Annotated in this window: 17 protein-coding genes and 1 pseudogene; 10 read left to right on the top strand and 8 right to left on the bottom strand. The window is 62.2% G+C overall.

From position 1 onward, the window contains the following. Window positions 1-29: 29 nt before the first annotated feature. Window positions 30-938, bottom strand: a complete 909-nt coding sequence (prmB, locus tag APH30_RS05190; protein ID WP_009683238.1) for a 50S ribosomal protein L3 N(5)-glutamine methyltransferase — start codon at window positions 936-938, stop codon at window positions 30-32. A 179-nt stretch (window positions 939-1,117) separates the two neighbouring features. On the opposite strand from prmB, the gene APH30_RS05185 reads away from it, so the two are divergent. The 5 genes from APH30_RS05185 to APH30_RS05165 all read left to right on the top strand — a co-directional run bounded on the left by APH30_RS05185 (window position 1,118) and on the right by APH30_RS05165 (window position 3,786). Then, the gene (locus APH30_RS05185) at window positions 1,118-1,708 is read left to right on the top strand and encodes a cysteine hydrolase family protein (RefSeq protein WP_009683237.1); all 591 of its coding nucleotides are present in this window, start codon (window positions 1,118-1,120) and stop codon (window positions 1,706-1,708) included. An 85-nt stretch (window positions 1,709-1,793) separates the two neighbouring features. Continuing rightward, entirely contained in the window at window positions 1,794-2,114 is a 321-nt protein-coding gene (locus APH30_RS05180; protein WP_054911868.1) for a hypothetical protein, read from the top strand. 65 nt (window positions 2,115-2,179) lie between these two features. Then, window positions 2,180-2,740 carry a Smr/MutS family protein gene (locus APH30_RS05175; RefSeq protein ID WP_009683235.1) on the top strand — a complete coding sequence of 187 codons (561 nt, stop codon included), beginning with the start codon at window positions 2,180-2,182 and terminating at the stop codon, window positions 2,738-2,740. Between the two features lie 69 nt (window positions 2,741-2,809). Further along, entirely contained in the window at window positions 2,810-3,355 is a 546-nt protein-coding gene (gene folE, locus APH30_RS05170; RefSeq protein ID WP_054911867.1) for a GTP cyclohydrolase I FolE, read from the top strand. Window positions 3,356-3,414: 59 nt separating this feature from the next. Further along, window positions 3,415-3,786 carry a glutaredoxin gene (locus APH30_RS05165; RefSeq protein ID WP_009683233.1) on the top strand — a complete coding sequence of 124 codons (372 nt, stop codon included), beginning with the start codon at window positions 3,415-3,417 and terminating at the stop codon, window positions 3,784-3,786. A 119-nt stretch (window positions 3,787-3,905) separates the two neighbouring features. On the opposite strand, the gene APH30_RS05160 is transcribed toward APH30_RS05165, so the two are convergent. After that, window positions 3,906-4,508: a glutathione S-transferase family protein gene (locus tag APH30_RS05160; protein WP_054911866.1), complete on the bottom strand. Its 603-nt coding sequence runs from the start codon at window positions 4,506-4,508 to the stop codon at window positions 3,906-3,908. A 144-nt stretch (window positions 4,509-4,652) separates the two neighbouring features. On the opposite strand from APH30_RS05160, the gene APH30_RS05155 reads away from it, so the two are divergent. Then, a complete protein-coding gene (locus APH30_RS05155) occupies window positions 4,653-5,843 on the top strand; it encodes a benzoate/H(+) symporter BenE family transporter (RefSeq protein WP_029887246.1) in 1,191 nt (396 codons plus the stop codon). A gap of 201 nt (window positions 5,844-6,044) precedes the next feature. Here APH30_RS05155 and APH30_RS29850 read toward each other — a convergent pair whose 3' ends face one another. The 3 genes and pseudogenes from APH30_RS29850 to APH30_RS05145 all read right to left on the bottom strand — a co-directional run bounded on the left by APH30_RS29850 (window position 6,045) and on the right by APH30_RS05145 (window position 8,886). Continuing rightward, a complete protein-coding gene (locus tag APH30_RS29850) occupies window positions 6,045-6,749 on the bottom strand; it encodes a methyl-accepting chemotaxis protein (protein WP_371262779.1) in 705 nt (234 codons plus the stop codon). Between the two features lie 204 nt (window positions 6,750-6,953). Further along, window positions 6,954-7,433: pseudogene (locus APH30_RS29845) on the bottom strand (methyl-accepting chemotaxis protein); the annotation flags it as partial. Between the two features lie 691 nt (window positions 7,434-8,124). Further along, a complete protein-coding gene (locus APH30_RS05145; protein WP_054911864.1) occupies window positions 8,125-8,886 on the bottom strand; it encodes an SDR family oxidoreductase in 762 nt (253 codons plus the stop codon). A 177-nt stretch (window positions 8,887-9,063) separates the two neighbouring features. Between APH30_RS05145 and APH30_RS05140 the strand changes: the two genes are divergently transcribed. Together APH30_RS05140 and APH30_RS05135 are read left to right on the top strand one after the other, a co-directional pair. Continuing rightward, window positions 9,064-10,065: an NADP-dependent oxidoreductase gene (locus tag APH30_RS05140; RefSeq protein ID WP_054911863.1), complete on the top strand. Its 1,002-nt coding sequence runs from the start codon at window positions 9,064-9,066 to the stop codon at window positions 10,063-10,065. A 315-nt stretch (window positions 10,066-10,380) separates the two neighbouring features. Next, window positions 10,381-11,271 (top strand): glycosyltransferase, encoded by an 891-nt coding sequence (locus APH30_RS05135; protein WP_054911862.1) that lies wholly within the window; start codon window positions 10,381-10,383, stop codon window positions 11,269-11,271. On the opposite strand, the gene APH30_RS05130 is transcribed toward APH30_RS05135, so the two are convergent. Next, window positions 11,268-12,464: an O-antigen ligase gene (locus tag APH30_RS05130; protein ID WP_054911861.1), complete on the bottom strand. Its 1,197-nt coding sequence runs from the start codon at window positions 12,462-12,464 to the stop codon at window positions 11,268-11,270. The genes APH30_RS05135 and APH30_RS05130 overlap by 4 nt on opposite strands. Window positions 12,465-12,580: 116 nt before the next feature. Next, window positions 12,581-13,282, bottom strand: a complete 702-nt coding sequence (gene pyrF / locus APH30_RS05125) for an orotidine-5'-phosphate decarboxylase (RefSeq protein ID WP_054911860.1) — start codon at window positions 13,280-13,282, stop codon at window positions 12,581-12,583. 182 nt (window positions 13,283-13,464) lie between these two features. Between pyrF and APH30_RS27535 the strand changes: the two genes are divergently transcribed. Beyond that, a complete protein-coding gene (locus APH30_RS27535) occupies window positions 13,465-13,632 on the top strand; it encodes a DUF2897 family protein (protein ID WP_009685950.1) in 168 nt (55 codons plus the stop codon). 217 nt (window positions 13,633-13,849) lie between these two features. On the opposite strand, the gene APH30_RS05120 is transcribed toward APH30_RS27535, so the two are convergent. Next, window positions 13,850-14,185, bottom strand: coding sequence for a helix-hairpin-helix domain-containing protein (locus tag APH30_RS05120; RefSeq protein WP_029885250.1), 336 nt, complete (start codon window positions 14,183-14,185; stop codon window positions 13,850-13,852). A 457-nt stretch (window positions 14,186-14,642) separates the two neighbouring features. Between APH30_RS05120 and APH30_RS05115 the strand changes: the two genes are divergently transcribed. Continuing rightward, window positions 14,643-15,032 carry a hypothetical protein gene (locus tag APH30_RS05115; protein ID WP_232892666.1) on the top strand — a complete coding sequence of 130 codons (390 nt, stop codon included), beginning with the start codon at window positions 14,643-14,645 and terminating at the stop codon, window positions 15,030-15,032. The last annotated feature ends 38 nt before the right edge of the window (window positions 15,033-15,070 follow it).

Below are 15,070 nucleotides of genomic sequence, written 5' to 3'. Positions count from 1 at the left end.
AATGGGCTGCAAAGCAGCCCCGCTCGGAATCAGACGCGGCCCTTGAACAGCTCCTGGTGCTGGCGGCACTGCTCAGCGGTCAGCATGAACACCCCATGCCCGCCGCGCTCGAACTCCAGCCAGGCAAAGTCTACCTCGGGGTACAGCGCCTCCACATGCACCTGGCTGTTGCCCACTTCGACAATCAGCAAGCCTTTTTCGGTGAGGTGGTCGGCCGCTTCGGCCAGCATGCGCCGCACCAGGTCCAGGCCATCATTGCCACAGGCCAGGCCCAGCTCCGGCTCGTGGTGGTACTCGGCCGGCATGTCGTCGAAGTCCTCAGCGTCGACGTATGGCGGATTGGACAGGATCAGGTCGAAGCGCTGCCCCGGCAAGCCGGCAAAACCGTCGCCCTGCACGGTGTACACACGGGCGTCCAGGCCGTGGCGCTCGATGTTCTGGTTGGCCACTTCAAGGGCCTGGAACGACAGGTCGGCCAGCACCACTTCGGCCTCGGGGAACACGTCGGCGGCGACGATGCCGATGCAGCCCGAACCGGTGCACAGGTCCAGAATGCGTGCCGGCTCGTTGGCCAACCACGGCTCGAAGCGCTTTTCGATCAGCTCGCCAATGGGTGAGCGCGGCACCAGCACGCGCTCGTCGACAATGAACGACATGCCGCAGAACCAGGCCTCGCCCAACAGGTAGGCAGTTGGCACGCGCTCTTCGATACGGCGCTTGAGCAGGTGCTGCAGGCGCACCCGCTCATCGTCTTCGAGCATGCAGTCCAGGTAGCTGTCGGCCACCTCCCATGGCAGGTGCACCGCACCCAGCACCAGCAGACGGGCTTCGTCCCAGGCATTGTCGGCACCATGGCCGAAGAACAGGTCATGCTCATGGAAGCGGCTGACTGCCCAGCGGATGTAGTCGCGCAGGGTGCGCAGGCGGGATGTGATCACGGGGTACTCCTAATTCAGAACGGACAAAAGTCTAACAGCCTGGGGCACAGATTTGTTCCATCGCAGCGTTGCCGGGCTAGCCACAGGCCAGTAACCATGCCACTTGCGTTGTCAACCATTCCCATTGGCGCCAATGCAGGGGAGAATAGGTGCACAAAAGCCCTACCAAGGAGCCCTTGATGTCCGTTCCAACCACGATGTTCCGCCTCACTGGCCGCGATTACCCGCCGGCCAAGCTGAGCCACGCCAGCCTGATCATCATCGATGCGCAAAAGGAGTACCTCAGTGGGCCCCTGCAGTTGTCGGGCATGGACGAGGCCGTGGCCAACATCGCCAGGTTGCTCGACGCCGCGCGCAAAAGCGGCCGTCCGATCATCCATGTTCGCCACCTGGGCACGGTGGGTGGCCGTTTCGACCCACAGGGGCCCGCTGGCCAGTTCATTCCAGGGCTGGAGCCGCTGGAGGGCGAAATCGTCATCGAAAAACGCATGCCCAATGCCTTCAAGAACACCAAGCTGCACGAAACGCTGCAGGAACTGGGGCACCTGGACCTGATCGTGTGCGGTTTCATGAGCCATTCCAGCGTCAGCACCACCGTGCGCCGCGCCAAAGACTATGGTTACCGGTGCACACTGGTAGAAGACGCTTCGGCAACCCGCGACCTGGCGTTCAAGGACGGGGTTATACCGGCCGCGCAGATTCACCAGTGCGAAATGGCCGTGATGGCCGACAACTTCGCCTGCGTGGCCCCTACCGCCAGCCTGATCTGAGGCCCTGGCACGACCGCCCGGCTGCCGGGCGGAACCCAAGGGGCGGCGGCAGGTCGAATTCCGGATATCCACAGAGGAGAGCGGAATGAAGCTCAAAGGCAGTTTCGACGCCAAGCGCCTGCGCCCGCGCCAACCGCGTAATTGGGGCGCCCGCCTGGCGGCCGGGCTGTCCGCCCTGCTGGCGACCCTGGGCGTACTGCTGGCCATGGCCGGCATCGCTGGCCTGCTCGGCAACTACCCTGCCCTGCAGGAACTCAATGCCAACAAGACGTTGTCCAGCATCGTTACCGTGGCTGGTTTGCTGCTGCTGTGGCTGGGCGTGCGCTTGTGGCGGCGCAGCCGCATTCGCCTGCGGCGCGGGCGTGAGCTGAACCTGTCGCCGCACCTGATGAAGAAGCATGATTGAGGGTTTTGTTTGGCTGCATAAAGCCCCCACAGTCGCGTAAACTACGCCGCCCACGTGGAGGCACCATGCAAGACGACGATTTTTCCCTGTTCAAGGCCGAAGTGCGCGGCGTAAAGCCGATCCGCCACGACCGCGCCGAAGTCGGCAAGCCCAAGGCCGACCGCCAGCAGCTGGCCGGCCTGCGCCAGGCGGCGACCGTTCGCAGTGACAAGGCGCTGGTCATCGACGGTATGTCTGACCAGTTCGTGATCGACGTGGGCGCCGAAGACGAACTGATGTGGCGCCGCGACGGCGTGCAGGAAACCCAACTGCGCAAGCTGAAACTGGGGCAGATCCCGTTCGAGGGCAGCCTCGACCTGCATGGCATGACCGTGGAGAAGGCCCGCGAAACCTTGTGGGCCTTCATCGCCGAAGCCACCAAGCTGGAAGTGCGCTGCGTGCGCGTGACCCATGGCAAGGCTGCGCGCCTGGACGGCAAGCGGCCGATGATCAAAAGCCACGTCAACACCTGGCTGCGCCAGCACCCGCAGGTGCTCGGCTTTGCCTCGTGCAGTGCCCGCCATGGCGGCACCGGTGCCGTGTATGTGATGCTCAAGCGAACCATGCTCGAAGGCCGCGACGAGTAACGCCGCGCTTGCAGCGCCGCGCGCGCCGCCGTAACCTTCGTTTTTGCGATTTTTTCCCAAGGTAGATCCATGTCCCTGGAACAGAACTACACCGAGATCCTCAGCCAGCTTGGCGAGGACGTCTCCCGCGAGGGCCTGCTCGACACGCCCAAGCGGGCTGCAAAGGCGATGAAGTACCTTTGCCGCGGTTATGAGCAAACACTGGAAGAAGTGACCAACAACGCGTTGTTCAGCTCTGACAACAGCGAAATGGTACTGGTCCGGGACATCGAGCTGTATTCGATGTGCGAACACCACATGCTGCCGTTCATCGGCAAGGCGCACGTGGCCTACCTGCCCAAAGGCAAGGTGCTGGGCCTGTCGAAGGTCGCGCGCATCGTCGACATGTTCGCCCGCCGCCTGCAAATTCAGGAAAACCTCAGCCGCCAGGTGGCCGAGGCTATCCAGCAGGTTACCGGTGCCGCCGGCGTGGCCGTGGTGATCGAAGCCAAGCACATGTGCATGATGATGCGCGGTGTGGAAAAACAGAACTCGACCATGATCACCTCGGTGATGCTGGGCGAATTCCGCGACAACGCCGCCACCCGCAGCGAGTTCCTCAGCCTGATCAAGTAATTGGCTGCAGACCCCGAGCCGACCCTTGCAGGTCGGCTTTTGCATTTCAGGAGTTGCCCATGATCGTCAAAGCCCTGCGGGTTGGCCTCGGCCAAGTCATCGTGTTCGCAGACTGGATCAGCCGCCCGGCCAAGCGCAAGCGCGACGCCGCCGCCCAGGCCCGCGTCGACCAGGCGGCCAAGGGCCTGGCGCTGTACCAGTTCCATGCCTGCCCGTTCTGCGTCAAGACCCGCCGCACCCTGCACCGCCTGAACGTACCGGTGGCGCTGCGTGATGCCAAGAACGACTCGGCGCACCGCCAGGCCCTGCAAGAAGGTGGCGGCCGGGTGAAAGTGCCGTGCCTGCGCATTGAAGAAGCGGGCAAGGTGACCTGGATGTATGAGTCCAAGGCCATCATTGCCTACCTGGATGAGCGGTTTGCTTCGGCCTGACAGGTTTCAGCTTTCCTGCACTGGCCCTATCGCCGGCAAGCCAGCTCCCACACAACAATACACAACTTATTGATTGTGGGAGCTGGCTTGCCAGCGATGGGGCCGGTACAGGTTAGCGGTCAACCCACCATCGGCACATGCCTCGAGTGGCTGGCAACCCGCGCCAGCCAGGCGCGAACGGCAGGGTAATCGGCCAGGTCGAACCCGCCCTGATGGGCCACATGGGTGTAGGCATACAACGCCACATCGGCAATCGAATACTGCTCACCGACCAGGTACGGGGTCATCTGCAACTGGCGTTCCATCACCTTCAAGGCCTTGTAGCCGCCCTTGTGCAGCTTTTTGTATTCCTCCATACGCTCATCTGGCAGCCCCAGGTAAAACTGGATGAAACGCGCCACGGCAATGTACGGCTCGTGGCTGTACTGCTCGAAGAACTGCCACTGCAACACCTGAGTGCGCAGGCGCGGCTCGCTGGGCAGGAATGTACTGCCATCGGCCAGGAAATTGAGAATGGCGTTGGACTCCCACAGGTAAGTGCCGTCTTCCAGCTCCAGCACCGGCACCTTGCCATTGGGGTTCATCGCCAGAAACGCCGGCGTTTCGGTCTCGCCCTTGAGAATGTCCACCGGGTGCCATTCGTACGGCCGGCCCAGCAGGCTCAACATCAACTTGACCTTGTAGCAGTTACCCGACTGGTAGTCGCCATAAACCTTGTACATCGCCCCTCCCTGCAAAGCAGTTTTGCAATTGCGCCCAATAGTTGGCGACTGTACGGCTAAAAGCAATGGCCGCTGTATGGCAAGGATCCACCTTGCTGGCTGTAGTCTGAAAAAACTGCTTACACCTTTACAAGGACTTTGTTCATGACCAATGCCACTTCCGCACGCCTGCGGCCCCTGGCAGACAGCGCCCCGTCGGCGGTGGTCGCCGGCTTCATCGCCATGCTCACCGGTTATACCAGCTCGCTGGTGCTGATGTTCCAGGCCGGCCAAGCGGCCGGGCTGACCACTGCGCAGATCTCGTCGTGGATCTGGGCGCTGTCGATTGGCATGGCGGTGTGCAGTATCGGCCTGTCATTGCGCTACCGCACCCCCATCACCATTGCCTGGTCCACCCCCGGCGCAGCGCTGCTGATCACCAGCCTGGGCGGGGTCAGCTATGGCGAGGCCATTGGCGCCTACATCACCTGCGCGGTGCTGGTGCTGGTGTGCGGGCTGACCGGCAGCTTCGAGCGCCTGGTCAAACGCATTCCGGCGTCGCTGGCTTCGGCGTTGCTGGCGGGCATCCTGTTCAAGATCGGCAGCGAAATTTTCGTGGCGGCGCAGCACCGTACCCTGCTGGTGTTGGGCATGTTCTTCAGCTACCTGCTGGTCAAGCGGCTGTCGCCGCGCTATTGCGTGCTGGCGGCCTTGCTGGTGGGTACCGCACTGTCGGGCGCGCTGGGCCTGCTGGACTTCAGCGGCTTCCACCTGGAAGTGGCCAAGCCGGTGTGGACCACGCCGAGCTTCTCGCTGGCCGCCACCATCAGCATCGGCATTCCGCTGTTCGTGGTGGCCATGACTTCGCAGAACATGCCTGGCGTGGCCGTGCTGCGCGCCGACGGCTACCAGGTACCGGCCTCGCCACTGATCTCGGCTACCGGTTTTGCCTCGCTGCTGCTGGCGCCGTTTGGCTCGCACGGGGTCAACCTGGCGGCGATCAGCGCGGCCATCTGCACTGGGCCGCATGCCCATGAAGACCCCAGCAAACGCTACACCGCAGCGGTGTGGTGCGGGATTTTCTACGGCATCGCCGGGGTGTTCGGGGCGACCCTGGCAGCGCTGTTTGCCGCGTTGCCGAAAGAGCTGGTGCTGTCGATTGCGGCGCTGGCGCTGTTTGGCTCGATCATGAACGGGCTGACGGTTGCCATGAGCGAAGCGCGCGAGCGTGAGGCGGCAGTGATTACCTTCATGGTGACGGCGTCGGGGCTGACCCTGTTCTCGATCGGGTCGGCGTTCTGGGGGATTGTGGCGGGGGTTTTGGCCCTGGTGATTCTTAACCCGCGCAAGGCCTGATGGTCATTATTGCCTGTACCGGCCCTATCGCTGGCAAGCCAGCTCCCACAGGGATTGCATCAGGGCTGACAGGTGTTTGTCAGAAGATATGCAGCGCCTGTTAGATCGAGCGCCGCGCGGGCGGCGCTCGATCTAACAGGCGCTGAAGATGCTACGGCGAGCACCTGGCAACCCTGATGCCATCGCCAGAAACCACCTGGGCTACAACCTGAAATGCCCCACCATCCCCTTCAGGTCGGTGCCCAACTGCGCCAGCTCCACACTTGACCGGGCATTATCCTGCATGGCCAAGGCCGCCTGGTCGGCACTGCCGCGGATCTGTGTGACGCTGCGGCTGATCTCTTCGGCAACCGAACTCTGCTGCTCGGCTGCAGCGGCGATCTGCTGGTTCATCTGCTGAATCAACGACACTGCCGCGGCAATGCTGCCCAGCGCACTTTCGGTGTGCAACGCATCAGCCACCGCCATACGCACCAGTTCGGCACTGCCGCGGATCTGCGCCACCGACTGCTGCGCATTGCCGCGCAAGCTGGCCACCAGGGTCTCGATCTGCTCGGTGGACTGGCGGGTACGCTTGGCCAAGGCCCGCACTTCGTCGGCCACCACGGCAAAACCGCGCCCCTGCTCACCGGCCCGGGCGGCTTCGATGGCGGCGTTCAGCGCCAGCAGGTTGGTTTGCTCGGCCACACTCTTGATCACTTCCAGCACATCGCCAATGGTATGGATTTCGGCACTGAGGCTGTCGATGCCGGCACTGGCGGTTTCCGCCGCGGCGGCCAGTTGTTCGATGCGCTGCATGCTCTGGCGCACCACCTGCTGACCCGAGCCGACCTTGGCGTCTGCCGCCTCGGCCGCCTGGGCCGCTTCTTCGGCGTTGCGCGCCACATCGTGCACGGTGGCGGTCATCTGTTGCATGGCGGTGGCGACCTGTTCGGTTTCCTCTTTCTGGCTGCCCACCTCACGGTTGGTCTGTTCGGTCACCGCCGACAGCGCCTGGGCACTGCCTGCCAGTTGCTCGATGCCCTGCTGCAAGCCACTGACAATACCGGCCAGCCCCGCGGCCATCTGCTGCATGGCCTGCATCAACTGCCCCACTTCGTCACGCCGCGGCGCCTGGGCATCGAACGCCAGCTCGCCCGCAGCAATGCGTTGAGCGCGGGCGATCACATGCTTGAGCGGGCCAACCACCGCGCGGGTAATCAACCAGGCCGCCAGCACGCCGGCCAACAGCGCCAGCACCGTGGCCAGGCCAATGGCCAGGGCATTGCGCTGCAGCTCGCCCTGCAGTGCCTGCTCCTGCGCCAGGTAGGCTTGGTCGACGCGGCCGGTGACCTGCTCGGCACTGGCCTGCAACTGGTCCTTCAACCCTTGTTCACGGGCCAATTCGTCGGTGTATTCGTTGAGCTTTTCCGAGAAGCTGGCGATGTGCCCCGCCACTTCGCCCAGCACGCTCTGGTAACCGGCATCGGTAACGGCGCCCTGCAGCTGGCCGACCAGGCTGGCCGCCTCGACGGTTTGGGCAATGCGCTCTTTACTGACACCCTCTTCGCCCTTGCGGCTTTGCTCCAGGCGCACCCGCGCTTCGTCCATGGCCTGCAGCATCAGCCGTGACACCTGTGCCACCTGGCCGGCTTGCTCGAGAAACTCGCCGCCCTGCTGGCCTTGGGACTGCTTGAGGGTGTACACGCCATCGTCGGCCAGGCCGGCCTGCAGCACATCCAGGTTATTGGCCACGCTGGACACCGACCAGCTGGCCATGTCCAGCGCCAGCTCCTTGGCCTGCACCGCCTGCACGAAGGCCTCGAATGCCTGGCCGTAGGCCGCCAGGTCGGACTCTGCCGCCGTCAGCGCCGGCAGGGTACGGGCGCGCTCGGCCAGGCCCTTGAGGCCGCTGCGCAGCGCCTCGGCCTGTTTCAGGTCGGAACGCAGGGCAAATGCCTGTTCGTGCTGGCGCAAGCGCAGCAGGTCGGTATTGAACTGGGCCAGCTGGCGCAAGCTGTCGAAGCGCTGGCCCACGCTGTATAACGCCGCAACACCAATGGCTGCGACCGCCAGTGTCAGCAGCAGCACCAGGGCAAAGCCCAGCCCCAGTTTACGGGCCATGCCCAGGTTGGCCAGCACACCATGCTTGCTCGCGCCCATTGCCCATTCCCCTTGTGCTTGCGAGGTTACCCGAAGGCCAAGGTTGGCAACGTTGCCTGCTGCTGAACAAGGGCCTGACGTCAGAATAGTGTCAAATAGCTATGTCTTGTCGCTTTTAGCTGCGCTGAAGTCGGTTTCATCAGATCGCTGTCGCCCCACCGTCCACGGTCAGGCAGTGGCCAGTGGTGAACGCCGCGCCGTCGCTGCACAAGTAAAGCACCGCACTGGCAATTTCCTCCACCTTGCCAATGCGCCCGACCGGGTGCATGGCCGCGGCGAATTCAGCCTTGCGCGGGTCGGCTTCATAGGCACGGCGGAACATGTCGGTGTCGATCACCGCCGGGCATACGGCGTTCACGCGGATGCCCTTCTTGGCGTACTCGATGGCCGCCGACTTGGTCAGGCCGATGACCGCATGCTTGCTGGCACTGTAGATGCTCATCTTCGGCGCCGCGCCCAGCCCTGCCACCGAAGCGGTATTGACGATCACCCCGCCGCCCTGGGCCAGCAGCAACGGCAACTGGTACTTCATGCACAGCCATACCCCCTTCACGTTCACGCCCATGATGGCGTCGAACTCGGCCTCGCTGCCATCGGCCAGGCGATGCTGCTCGATCTCGATACCGGCGTTGTTGAAGGCGTAGTCGAGCCGGCCATAGGCCGCCATCAGCTCGTCGTGCAACTGGCGCACCGATGCGTCACGGGTTACGTCGCAGGCAATGAACAGCGCCTGGCCCCCCGCTGCCTGGACAAGCGCTACGGTGGCTTCACCGCCGACCGTGTCGCGGTCGGCCACTACCACCTTCACACCCTGCTGGGCGAACGCCAGGGCGGTTGCCCGGCCAATGCCGGCCGCCGCGCCGGTAACCAGGGCTACCTGGCCAGAAAAGGTCATGCTCATCGCGCGCTCCTGTGACGGTATGGTGGGGTTCAGAGCATAGTCAGGCGTTGGCTGGCGGGGCAGCATCATCACATGAGCATTTGGGCTGCCATGCTTGTCAGTGATATTAAGCACCTGACTTCATCAACAGGGTAGATTGAAGCCCTGTTTCCCTCCACTGCCTACAAGGACCCCGTCATGAGCCAAACCAACCGCCGCTTCCTGCTCGCCAAACGCCCGGTGGGTGCCGTGCGCCGAGACGACTTCAGCTACGAGACCGTACCTGCCGAGCAACCCGGCGAAGGCCAGGTGCTGGTGCGCAACCTGTACCTGTCGCTGGACCCCGCCATGCGCGGCTGGATGAACGAAGGCAAGTCCTACATTCCGCCCGTGGCCCTGGGCCAGGTGATGCGCGCGCTGGGCGTGGGCGAGGTGGTGGCTTCCAACCACCCGGACTTCAAGCCCGGCGACCATGTAAGCGGCGCGCTGGGCGTGCAGGACTACTTCACCGGCGAGCCCCAGGGCCTGCACAAAATCGACCCCAACCTAGCGCCGCTGCCACGCTACCTGTCGGCGCTGGGCATGACCGGCATGACCGCCTACTTCGCCCTGCTGGAAGTGGGCCAGCCCAAGGCTGGCGACACCGTGGTGATTTCCGGCGCGGCCGGTGCGGTGGGCAGCATTGTCGGGCAGATTGCCAAAGTGAAGGGTTGCCGCGTGGTGGGCATTGCTGGCGGCGCCGAGAAGTGCCAGTACCTGAAGGACGAACTGGGCTTTGACGGGGTGATCGACTACAAGGCCGAAGACGTGCTGGCCGGTTTGAAGCGCGAATGCCCGAAAGGCGTGGACGTGTACTTCGACAACGTGGGCGGCGAGATTCTGGACGCGGTGCTGACGCGCATCAACTTCAAGGCGCGCATCGTGATTTGCGGCGCCATCAGCCAGTACAACAACAAGGAAGCGGTGAAGGGCCCGGCCAACTACCTGGCATTGCTGGTGAACCGCGCGCGCATGGAAGGCTTTGTGGTGATGGACCACACCAAGGAGTACGGCAAGGCCGCACAGGAAATTGCCGGGTGGCTGGCCAGCGGGCAGGTGAAAAGCAAGGAAGATGTGGTGGAGGGGCTGGAGACCTTCCCAGAGACCTTGCTGAAGCTGTTCAACGGTGAGAATTTCGGCAAGTTGGTGCTGAAGGTTTAACCCTACCCGAATGCGCAGCCCCCGGAAGTTGCGGCCTGGCTTCACGCCGGGCTGCGCAGCACAGCCCCCCCTCATTCCCGCACGCTCAGCAGGCGCCCGTGGCCCTGCTGGCGCCGCGAATTGCAGCCCCCATCGGCGTACCGGATTCACAGGTTGACCTTGCCTGTCCGATACCTGCCGTATCCCTTCGTTGCCCCTTCATTTAGAATGGGTAAAGCCTGAGCAAGACATTGGATTACCATCACTTCAGGCCTGGGCAAACAGGCAGTCTGCACCTAAGCGTCAGACAAAACGGATCAACGCTAGGGGTTTGAAATGTGTTCTGAGAATCACGCCGTTACTGACAATCCGTTGGTGACAGTGATCATCGCGTCTTACAACCATGCGCGCTACATCGAATCCAGCATCATGAGCGTCATCAACCAGACCTACAAGAATATCGAGCTTCTGGTGATCGATGACGGTTCCAAGGACGACAGCCCCGCATTGCTCAAGCGTTTGCAGCAGCAGCACGGTTTCTACCTACGCCTGCAGGCCAACCAGGGCCTGGCACGCACCCTCAACGATGCGATCGCGCAAGCCAAGGGCGACCTGATAGTGCCTTTTGGCTCTGACGACATCATGCTTGCGCACCGTATCGCCACCCAGGTGGCGTATATGCAGGGCAAGCCCGAGGTGGGAATTTGCTCAGCCAACATCGAAACCATCGACCAGGACGGCAAGGTGATGGGTGCCCGTGAGCAGCGCAACCGCAACCTGCCCTTCCGCCGCCTGGACTTCGACGACTTGTTTCTCGACCGCAAGCCAGGGCCCATGGCAGCCACTTTGATGCTGCGCCGTGAGGCCTTGGAAAAGGTAGGTGGCTTCAACCCGGATATCCGCCTGGAAGACGTTTACATCGAGTTGTCGATTGCCCGGGCCGGTTATTACATCGACGTGTTGGGTGAAGTACTGGCGCAGTACCGTGACCACCCCACCAATACCTTCAAGAACGGCCGCTTCATGGTTGATAACGTACTGCGAACCTTTGCAGTGTTCAGCGACCATCCGCAGTACGAGCAGGTTTGCATGAAATTCCGCAACTCCATGCTATTGAAGTACGCCAACCGGGACAAAGCGCTGAGCCGGGAAATGCTTGCGCAAATCCCGCTCAGGTACTGGAACCGCAAGACCCTGCGCGGGCTGTGGCGGTTGCTCTGGTCTTAAGTAACGCGGCCGCGCTGCCAATGGATCAGTGACTGGCCGTAGACCAGCGCCAACGGAATCCAGATCAGAAACCAATGCTCTTTCGGGCGTGACATGAATGCACTGCCTTCAGTCAGGCCCGAAACAAAGCCGAAGATCAGCCAGGTGGCAGCCAGCGTTACGCCAGGGTGCTTGCGATAATTCCAGCAGAAGTACATGGCCAGGCTGTAGATCGTCATCCACAGCACCAGGCCCACCACCCCGCCCGCGTACAGCACGCCCAACTCGATGTTATGAGGGTCGGCAAGCGTTTGCGCGAGGCCCGGAATAATCACGGTCATGGGCGCGTCGTAACCATGCCCCAGCCATGGATGCTCGCCAATCTGGCGCAGCGCCTCCAGCCAAATGGCCGGGCGATAGGACAAGCCCCGCTGCGTGACGGCCTCCGGGTAGACCAGCACCATGCCCAGCAGCGCGACCAACACCGCAGCCAGCGCCAACAGCCCGCGTTTACGGTCGCCGACAATAATCAGCCACGCCAATGCCGCGCCCAGGCCCATCAAAGGTGTCCGTGAACCTGTGGCTACTACCGTGGCGCCCAGGATCGCCAGCCACACCAGCGACATCGGGTCGAGCACGCGTTTTGCCTGGAACCAGTACGCCAGCCATACGGCTGTGAAAGCGCCCAGCACATGAGCGGTTAGTAGAGGGTTGTACAGGGCCCCGTAACCTTCCAGCCGGCTGGCACCCGCTGGCCGTTGGTAAAGCAGGAAATAGCCGAGGTACAGGGCCGCCGCTATCCCTACCAGAGTTGCAGCGATGCGCACGCACTGCTGAAGATGGGCCGGGGCATGCAGGCTGATCATGCCTGCCGATAGCAGCACCATGGCGATGTACAACGGCCTTTTCAGCAAGCTCCCTGCGGAGTTGGCCGAGTCGGACCATGCAATGCTCAGCATGGTGTACGCACAAAACACCAGGAATGCGATGAATAAAGGATTGCCGGCCAGCTTTTTCAGCATTGCCGGCTGCAATAGCAGCGCCACCAAGGTTGGCACTGCCAGCAGGATATAGAACAGCTTGTGGTAGAGAGAACGTTCCCCCACCCAGAACATGCCCGTGAGCATGACCAGCCAACCCAAAGGGAGAACATAGCTGTTGACCTTCCTTCCCCAGCGCTGGGCCGGGGATTCGACTAATACATCGGCTGACATTGACGTTCTCGACAACAGTGGGGAACTCACGGGCTGCTTACTCGATGTGACCGTAACACAGGCATGTGAACAGAGCGCCTAACGCGGAAGGCTTTAGCCCAACGATGGCTCGGCACTCAGCTGCGAATTTCGGCAACAACGGCTGACAGCGCCTGCCCAGGGTTTGCCGCTTGGCTGATGGGCCGGCCGATCACCAGGTAATCCGAGCCGGCATCCAGCGCTTGGCGCGGGGTGAGGATGCGGCGCTGGTCATCCTGCGCGCTACCCGCCGGGCGAATACCCGGGGTCACCAACTGCAGCGCGGGGTGCGCCGCCTTCAAGGCTGGTGCCTCCAGCGCCGAGCAAACCAGCCCGTCCATGCCCGCTTTCTGCGCCAATGCCGCCAGTCGCAATACCTGCTCTTGCGGGTCTACATCCAGGCCGATGTCGGCCAGGTCTTCACGTTCCATGCTGGTCAGCACGGTCACGCCAATCAGCAACGGCTGCGGGCCGCTGCGCTTGGCCAGCTCTTCGCGGCAGGCCGCCATCATGCGCAGGCCACCGGAGCAATGCACGTTGACCATCCACACCCCCATTTCGGCCGCTGCCTTTACCGCCATGGCCGTGGTGTTGGGGATGTCGTGGAACTTGAGGTCGAGGAACACTTCGAAGCCCTTGGCGCACAGGGTTTCGACAATGCCCGAAGCGCTGCTGGTGAACAGCTCTTTGCCCACCTTTACCCGGCACAGCGCAGGGTCAAGCTGGTCAGCCAGCTTCAGGGCGGCATCACGGGTCGGGAAATCCAGGGCGACGATCAGGGGCGTCTGGCAGGCGGACATGGCAGGGTCTCTTGGCAAGTCGAAAACGGCGCGCATTGTAAACGAAGTGGCGCGGGCTTTGGGGCCCGCAGGTCACGGAATTGGCCCAGCACGGGCCGGCACCTATAATTGAACCAACGGAACGGGTAATTGCTCAAACTTTACACAAGCGTTGCCCATGGCCCGATCAAAGGAGAACGACAATGCCCTGGTATGCCTGGCTGATCCTCATCATAGCCCTTGGCTCCATCGTCGGCGGGTTGATGATGTTGCGCGACACGGCCAAGAAACTGCCGCTTACCGATGAGCAACTGCGCAAGGTGCATGAGCGCAACGCCGAGGCAGATGCCAAGGATGCGCGGGATCGCTGAGACGGCCCGCCGTTGCCCGGGGCTGGGGGCTAATGCCTGTTAGTTAAGCGTTACTGGGGCTGCTTTGCAGCCCTTCGCGGGCACGCCCGCTCCCACACGTTGAGGTGCTGAACTCAAGAAATGCGCGATCCCCTGTGGGAGCGGGCGTGCCCGCGAAGGGTCGCAAAGCGGCCCCAAATTACTTAACTGACTGGCATGACCCCTGCCCCTCCTGCAGTTACTCCACCATCACTTTGTCCCGGTTGCGCTCCAGCAGGGCATTGCCTATCCCCTTGATCTCCAGCAACTCATCCACCGAGGCAAACGGCCCGTTCGCTTCGCGGTAGGCCACAATAGCCTCGGCCTTGGCCTTGCCAATGCCATTAAGCTCCTTCTGCAGGGTCAGGGCATCGGCCTTGTTCAGGTCCAGCCGTTGCGGCTGCTGCACCTGCTGCTGGCTGACTATCGGCACCGGTTCGGCAACCGCTGCCGTATTGGCCGGGGCGGCACTGAGGGAAAAGGACAGGCTGGCGAACAGCGGCAGCAGCAGGTACGACAGAACGTTGTTACGCATGGTGAACACTCCTTGGGTTGGTCTTTTACAGCAGCCGGTTTCCTTCGGCTGTGCTAACCACTCTAGCGTCCACTCCCGCAGCCAAACACCCACAAACCGGGACAATTGATTACCGAATTGGTCAGCAGGTCGACCAACTTTGCCTACGCTCGAAAAGCGGTCACTTCACCGCACACGAACCTTGACCCGCCGATACAGGCCCAGGGTAGAAATATTGTCATCAAGTTCCGCTCGTTCAACTACCCCCTCCCACATCTGCGCGGCCATGTTCCTACGGCATGTGCCCACGAAGACGATCACCAACGCCCAGCTACACCTTGACTGTTCTCAGTAGCAACCTGGACAGCCGAAAGCACCCAGTGCATCCATCACTCAGGCATGCCGATGAATGATGCTTTGTAGAAAGCTCAAGCAATTTACGGTATCTATACTGGTCTTTTGATGCAGGGGTAGAGCTGTGGAGTGGTACGAGTCGCTGTTTCTGCAAATGTGTGGGCATGTGCTGACCGCGTCCAGGCTAGCCAATCACCGTGGGCTCTCTGGGGCACTGACGCTGGACACCCTTGTAACGCGCGATCTGGTTGAGAGTTACCAGCGGAACGTAGCAGTTGCATTCAGCCAGGCAGAGATGAAAGACCAACTTGCAAGCGGCGCGCAGTGCGTGGTGCTGATCCTGGTGAAAGATCATCAGTTTCAGCATTACCTGGCAGACATCAACAGTCAGCAAGAAGTCGTGTTGAGTGCAACCCTGCGTACAGATGCTCGCTCCACCGAGCATGCCAATTATCATGTTGACGTCGCGATTATCCGCCCAACCACTTCAGGCCCGATGGATATCGCTCACTAGGTTGGCAGGAATGGGTCGAAACCTCTTCGGCGCTGTCG

The sequence above is a fragment of the Pseudomonas sp. NBRC 111127 genome (genome assembly GCF_001320345.1).
Lineage (GTDB): Bacteria > Pseudomonadota > Gammaproteobacteria > Pseudomonadales > Pseudomonadaceae > Aquipseudomonas > Aquipseudomonas juntendi.
This window is presented reverse-complemented; position numbering and strand designations above follow the sequence as displayed.

Bases quoted from the DNA above. Each gene is read 5' to 3' on its own strand.
- APH30_RS05185 (WP_009683237.1), top strand. From the start codon at position 1,118: ATGTCCGTTCCAACCACGATGTTCCGCCTCACTGGCCGCGATTACCCG.
- APH30_RS05180 (WP_054911868.1), top strand. From the start codon at position 1,794: ATGAAGCTCAAAGGCAGTTTCGACGCCAAGCGCCTGCGCCCGCGCCAA.
- APH30_RS05175 (WP_009683235.1), top strand. From the start codon at position 2,180: ATGCAAGACGACGATTTTTCCCTGTTCAAGGCCGAAGTGCGCGGCGTA.
- folE (WP_054911867.1), top strand. From the start codon at position 2,810: ATGTCCCTGGAACAGAACTACACCGAGATCCTCAGCCAGCTTGGCGAG.
- APH30_RS05165 (WP_009683233.1), top strand. From the start codon at position 3,415: ATGATCGTCAAAGCCCTGCGGGTTGGCCTCGGCCAAGTCATCGTGTTC.
- APH30_RS05160 (WP_054911866.1), bottom strand. From the start codon at position 4,508: ATGTACAAGGTTTATGGCGACTACCAGTCGGGTAACTGCTACAAGGTC.
- APH30_RS05155 (WP_029887246.1), top strand. From the start codon at position 4,653: ATGACCAATGCCACTTCCGCACGCCTGCGGCCCCTGGCAGACAGCGCC.
- APH30_RS29850 (WP_371262779.1), bottom strand. From the start codon at position 6,749: ATGACCGCCACCGTGCACGATGTGGCGCGCAACGCCGAAGAAGCGGCC.
- APH30_RS05145 (WP_054911864.1), bottom strand. From the start codon at position 8,886: ATGAGCATGACCTTTTCTGGCCAGGTAGCCCTGGTTACCGGCGCGGCG.
- APH30_RS05140 (WP_054911863.1), top strand. From the start codon at position 9,064: ATGAGCCAAACCAACCGCCGCTTCCTGCTCGCCAAACGCCCGGTGGGT.
- APH30_RS05135 (WP_054911862.1), top strand. From the start codon at position 10,381: ATGTGTTCTGAGAATCACGCCGTTACTGACAATCCGTTGGTGACAGTG.
- APH30_RS05130 (WP_054911861.1), bottom strand. From the start codon at position 12,464: ATGTCAGCCGATGTATTAGTCGAATCCCCGGCCCAGCGCTGGGGAAGG.
- pyrF (WP_054911860.1), bottom strand. From the start codon at position 13,282: ATGTCCGCCTGCCAGACGCCCCTGATCGTCGCCCTGGATTTCCCGACC.
- APH30_RS27535 (WP_009685950.1), top strand. From the start codon at position 13,465: ATGCCCTGGTATGCCTGGCTGATCCTCATCATAGCCCTTGGCTCCATC.
- APH30_RS05120 (WP_029885250.1), bottom strand. From the start codon at position 14,185: ATGCGTAACAACGTTCTGTCGTACCTGCTGCTGCCGCTGTTCGCCAGC.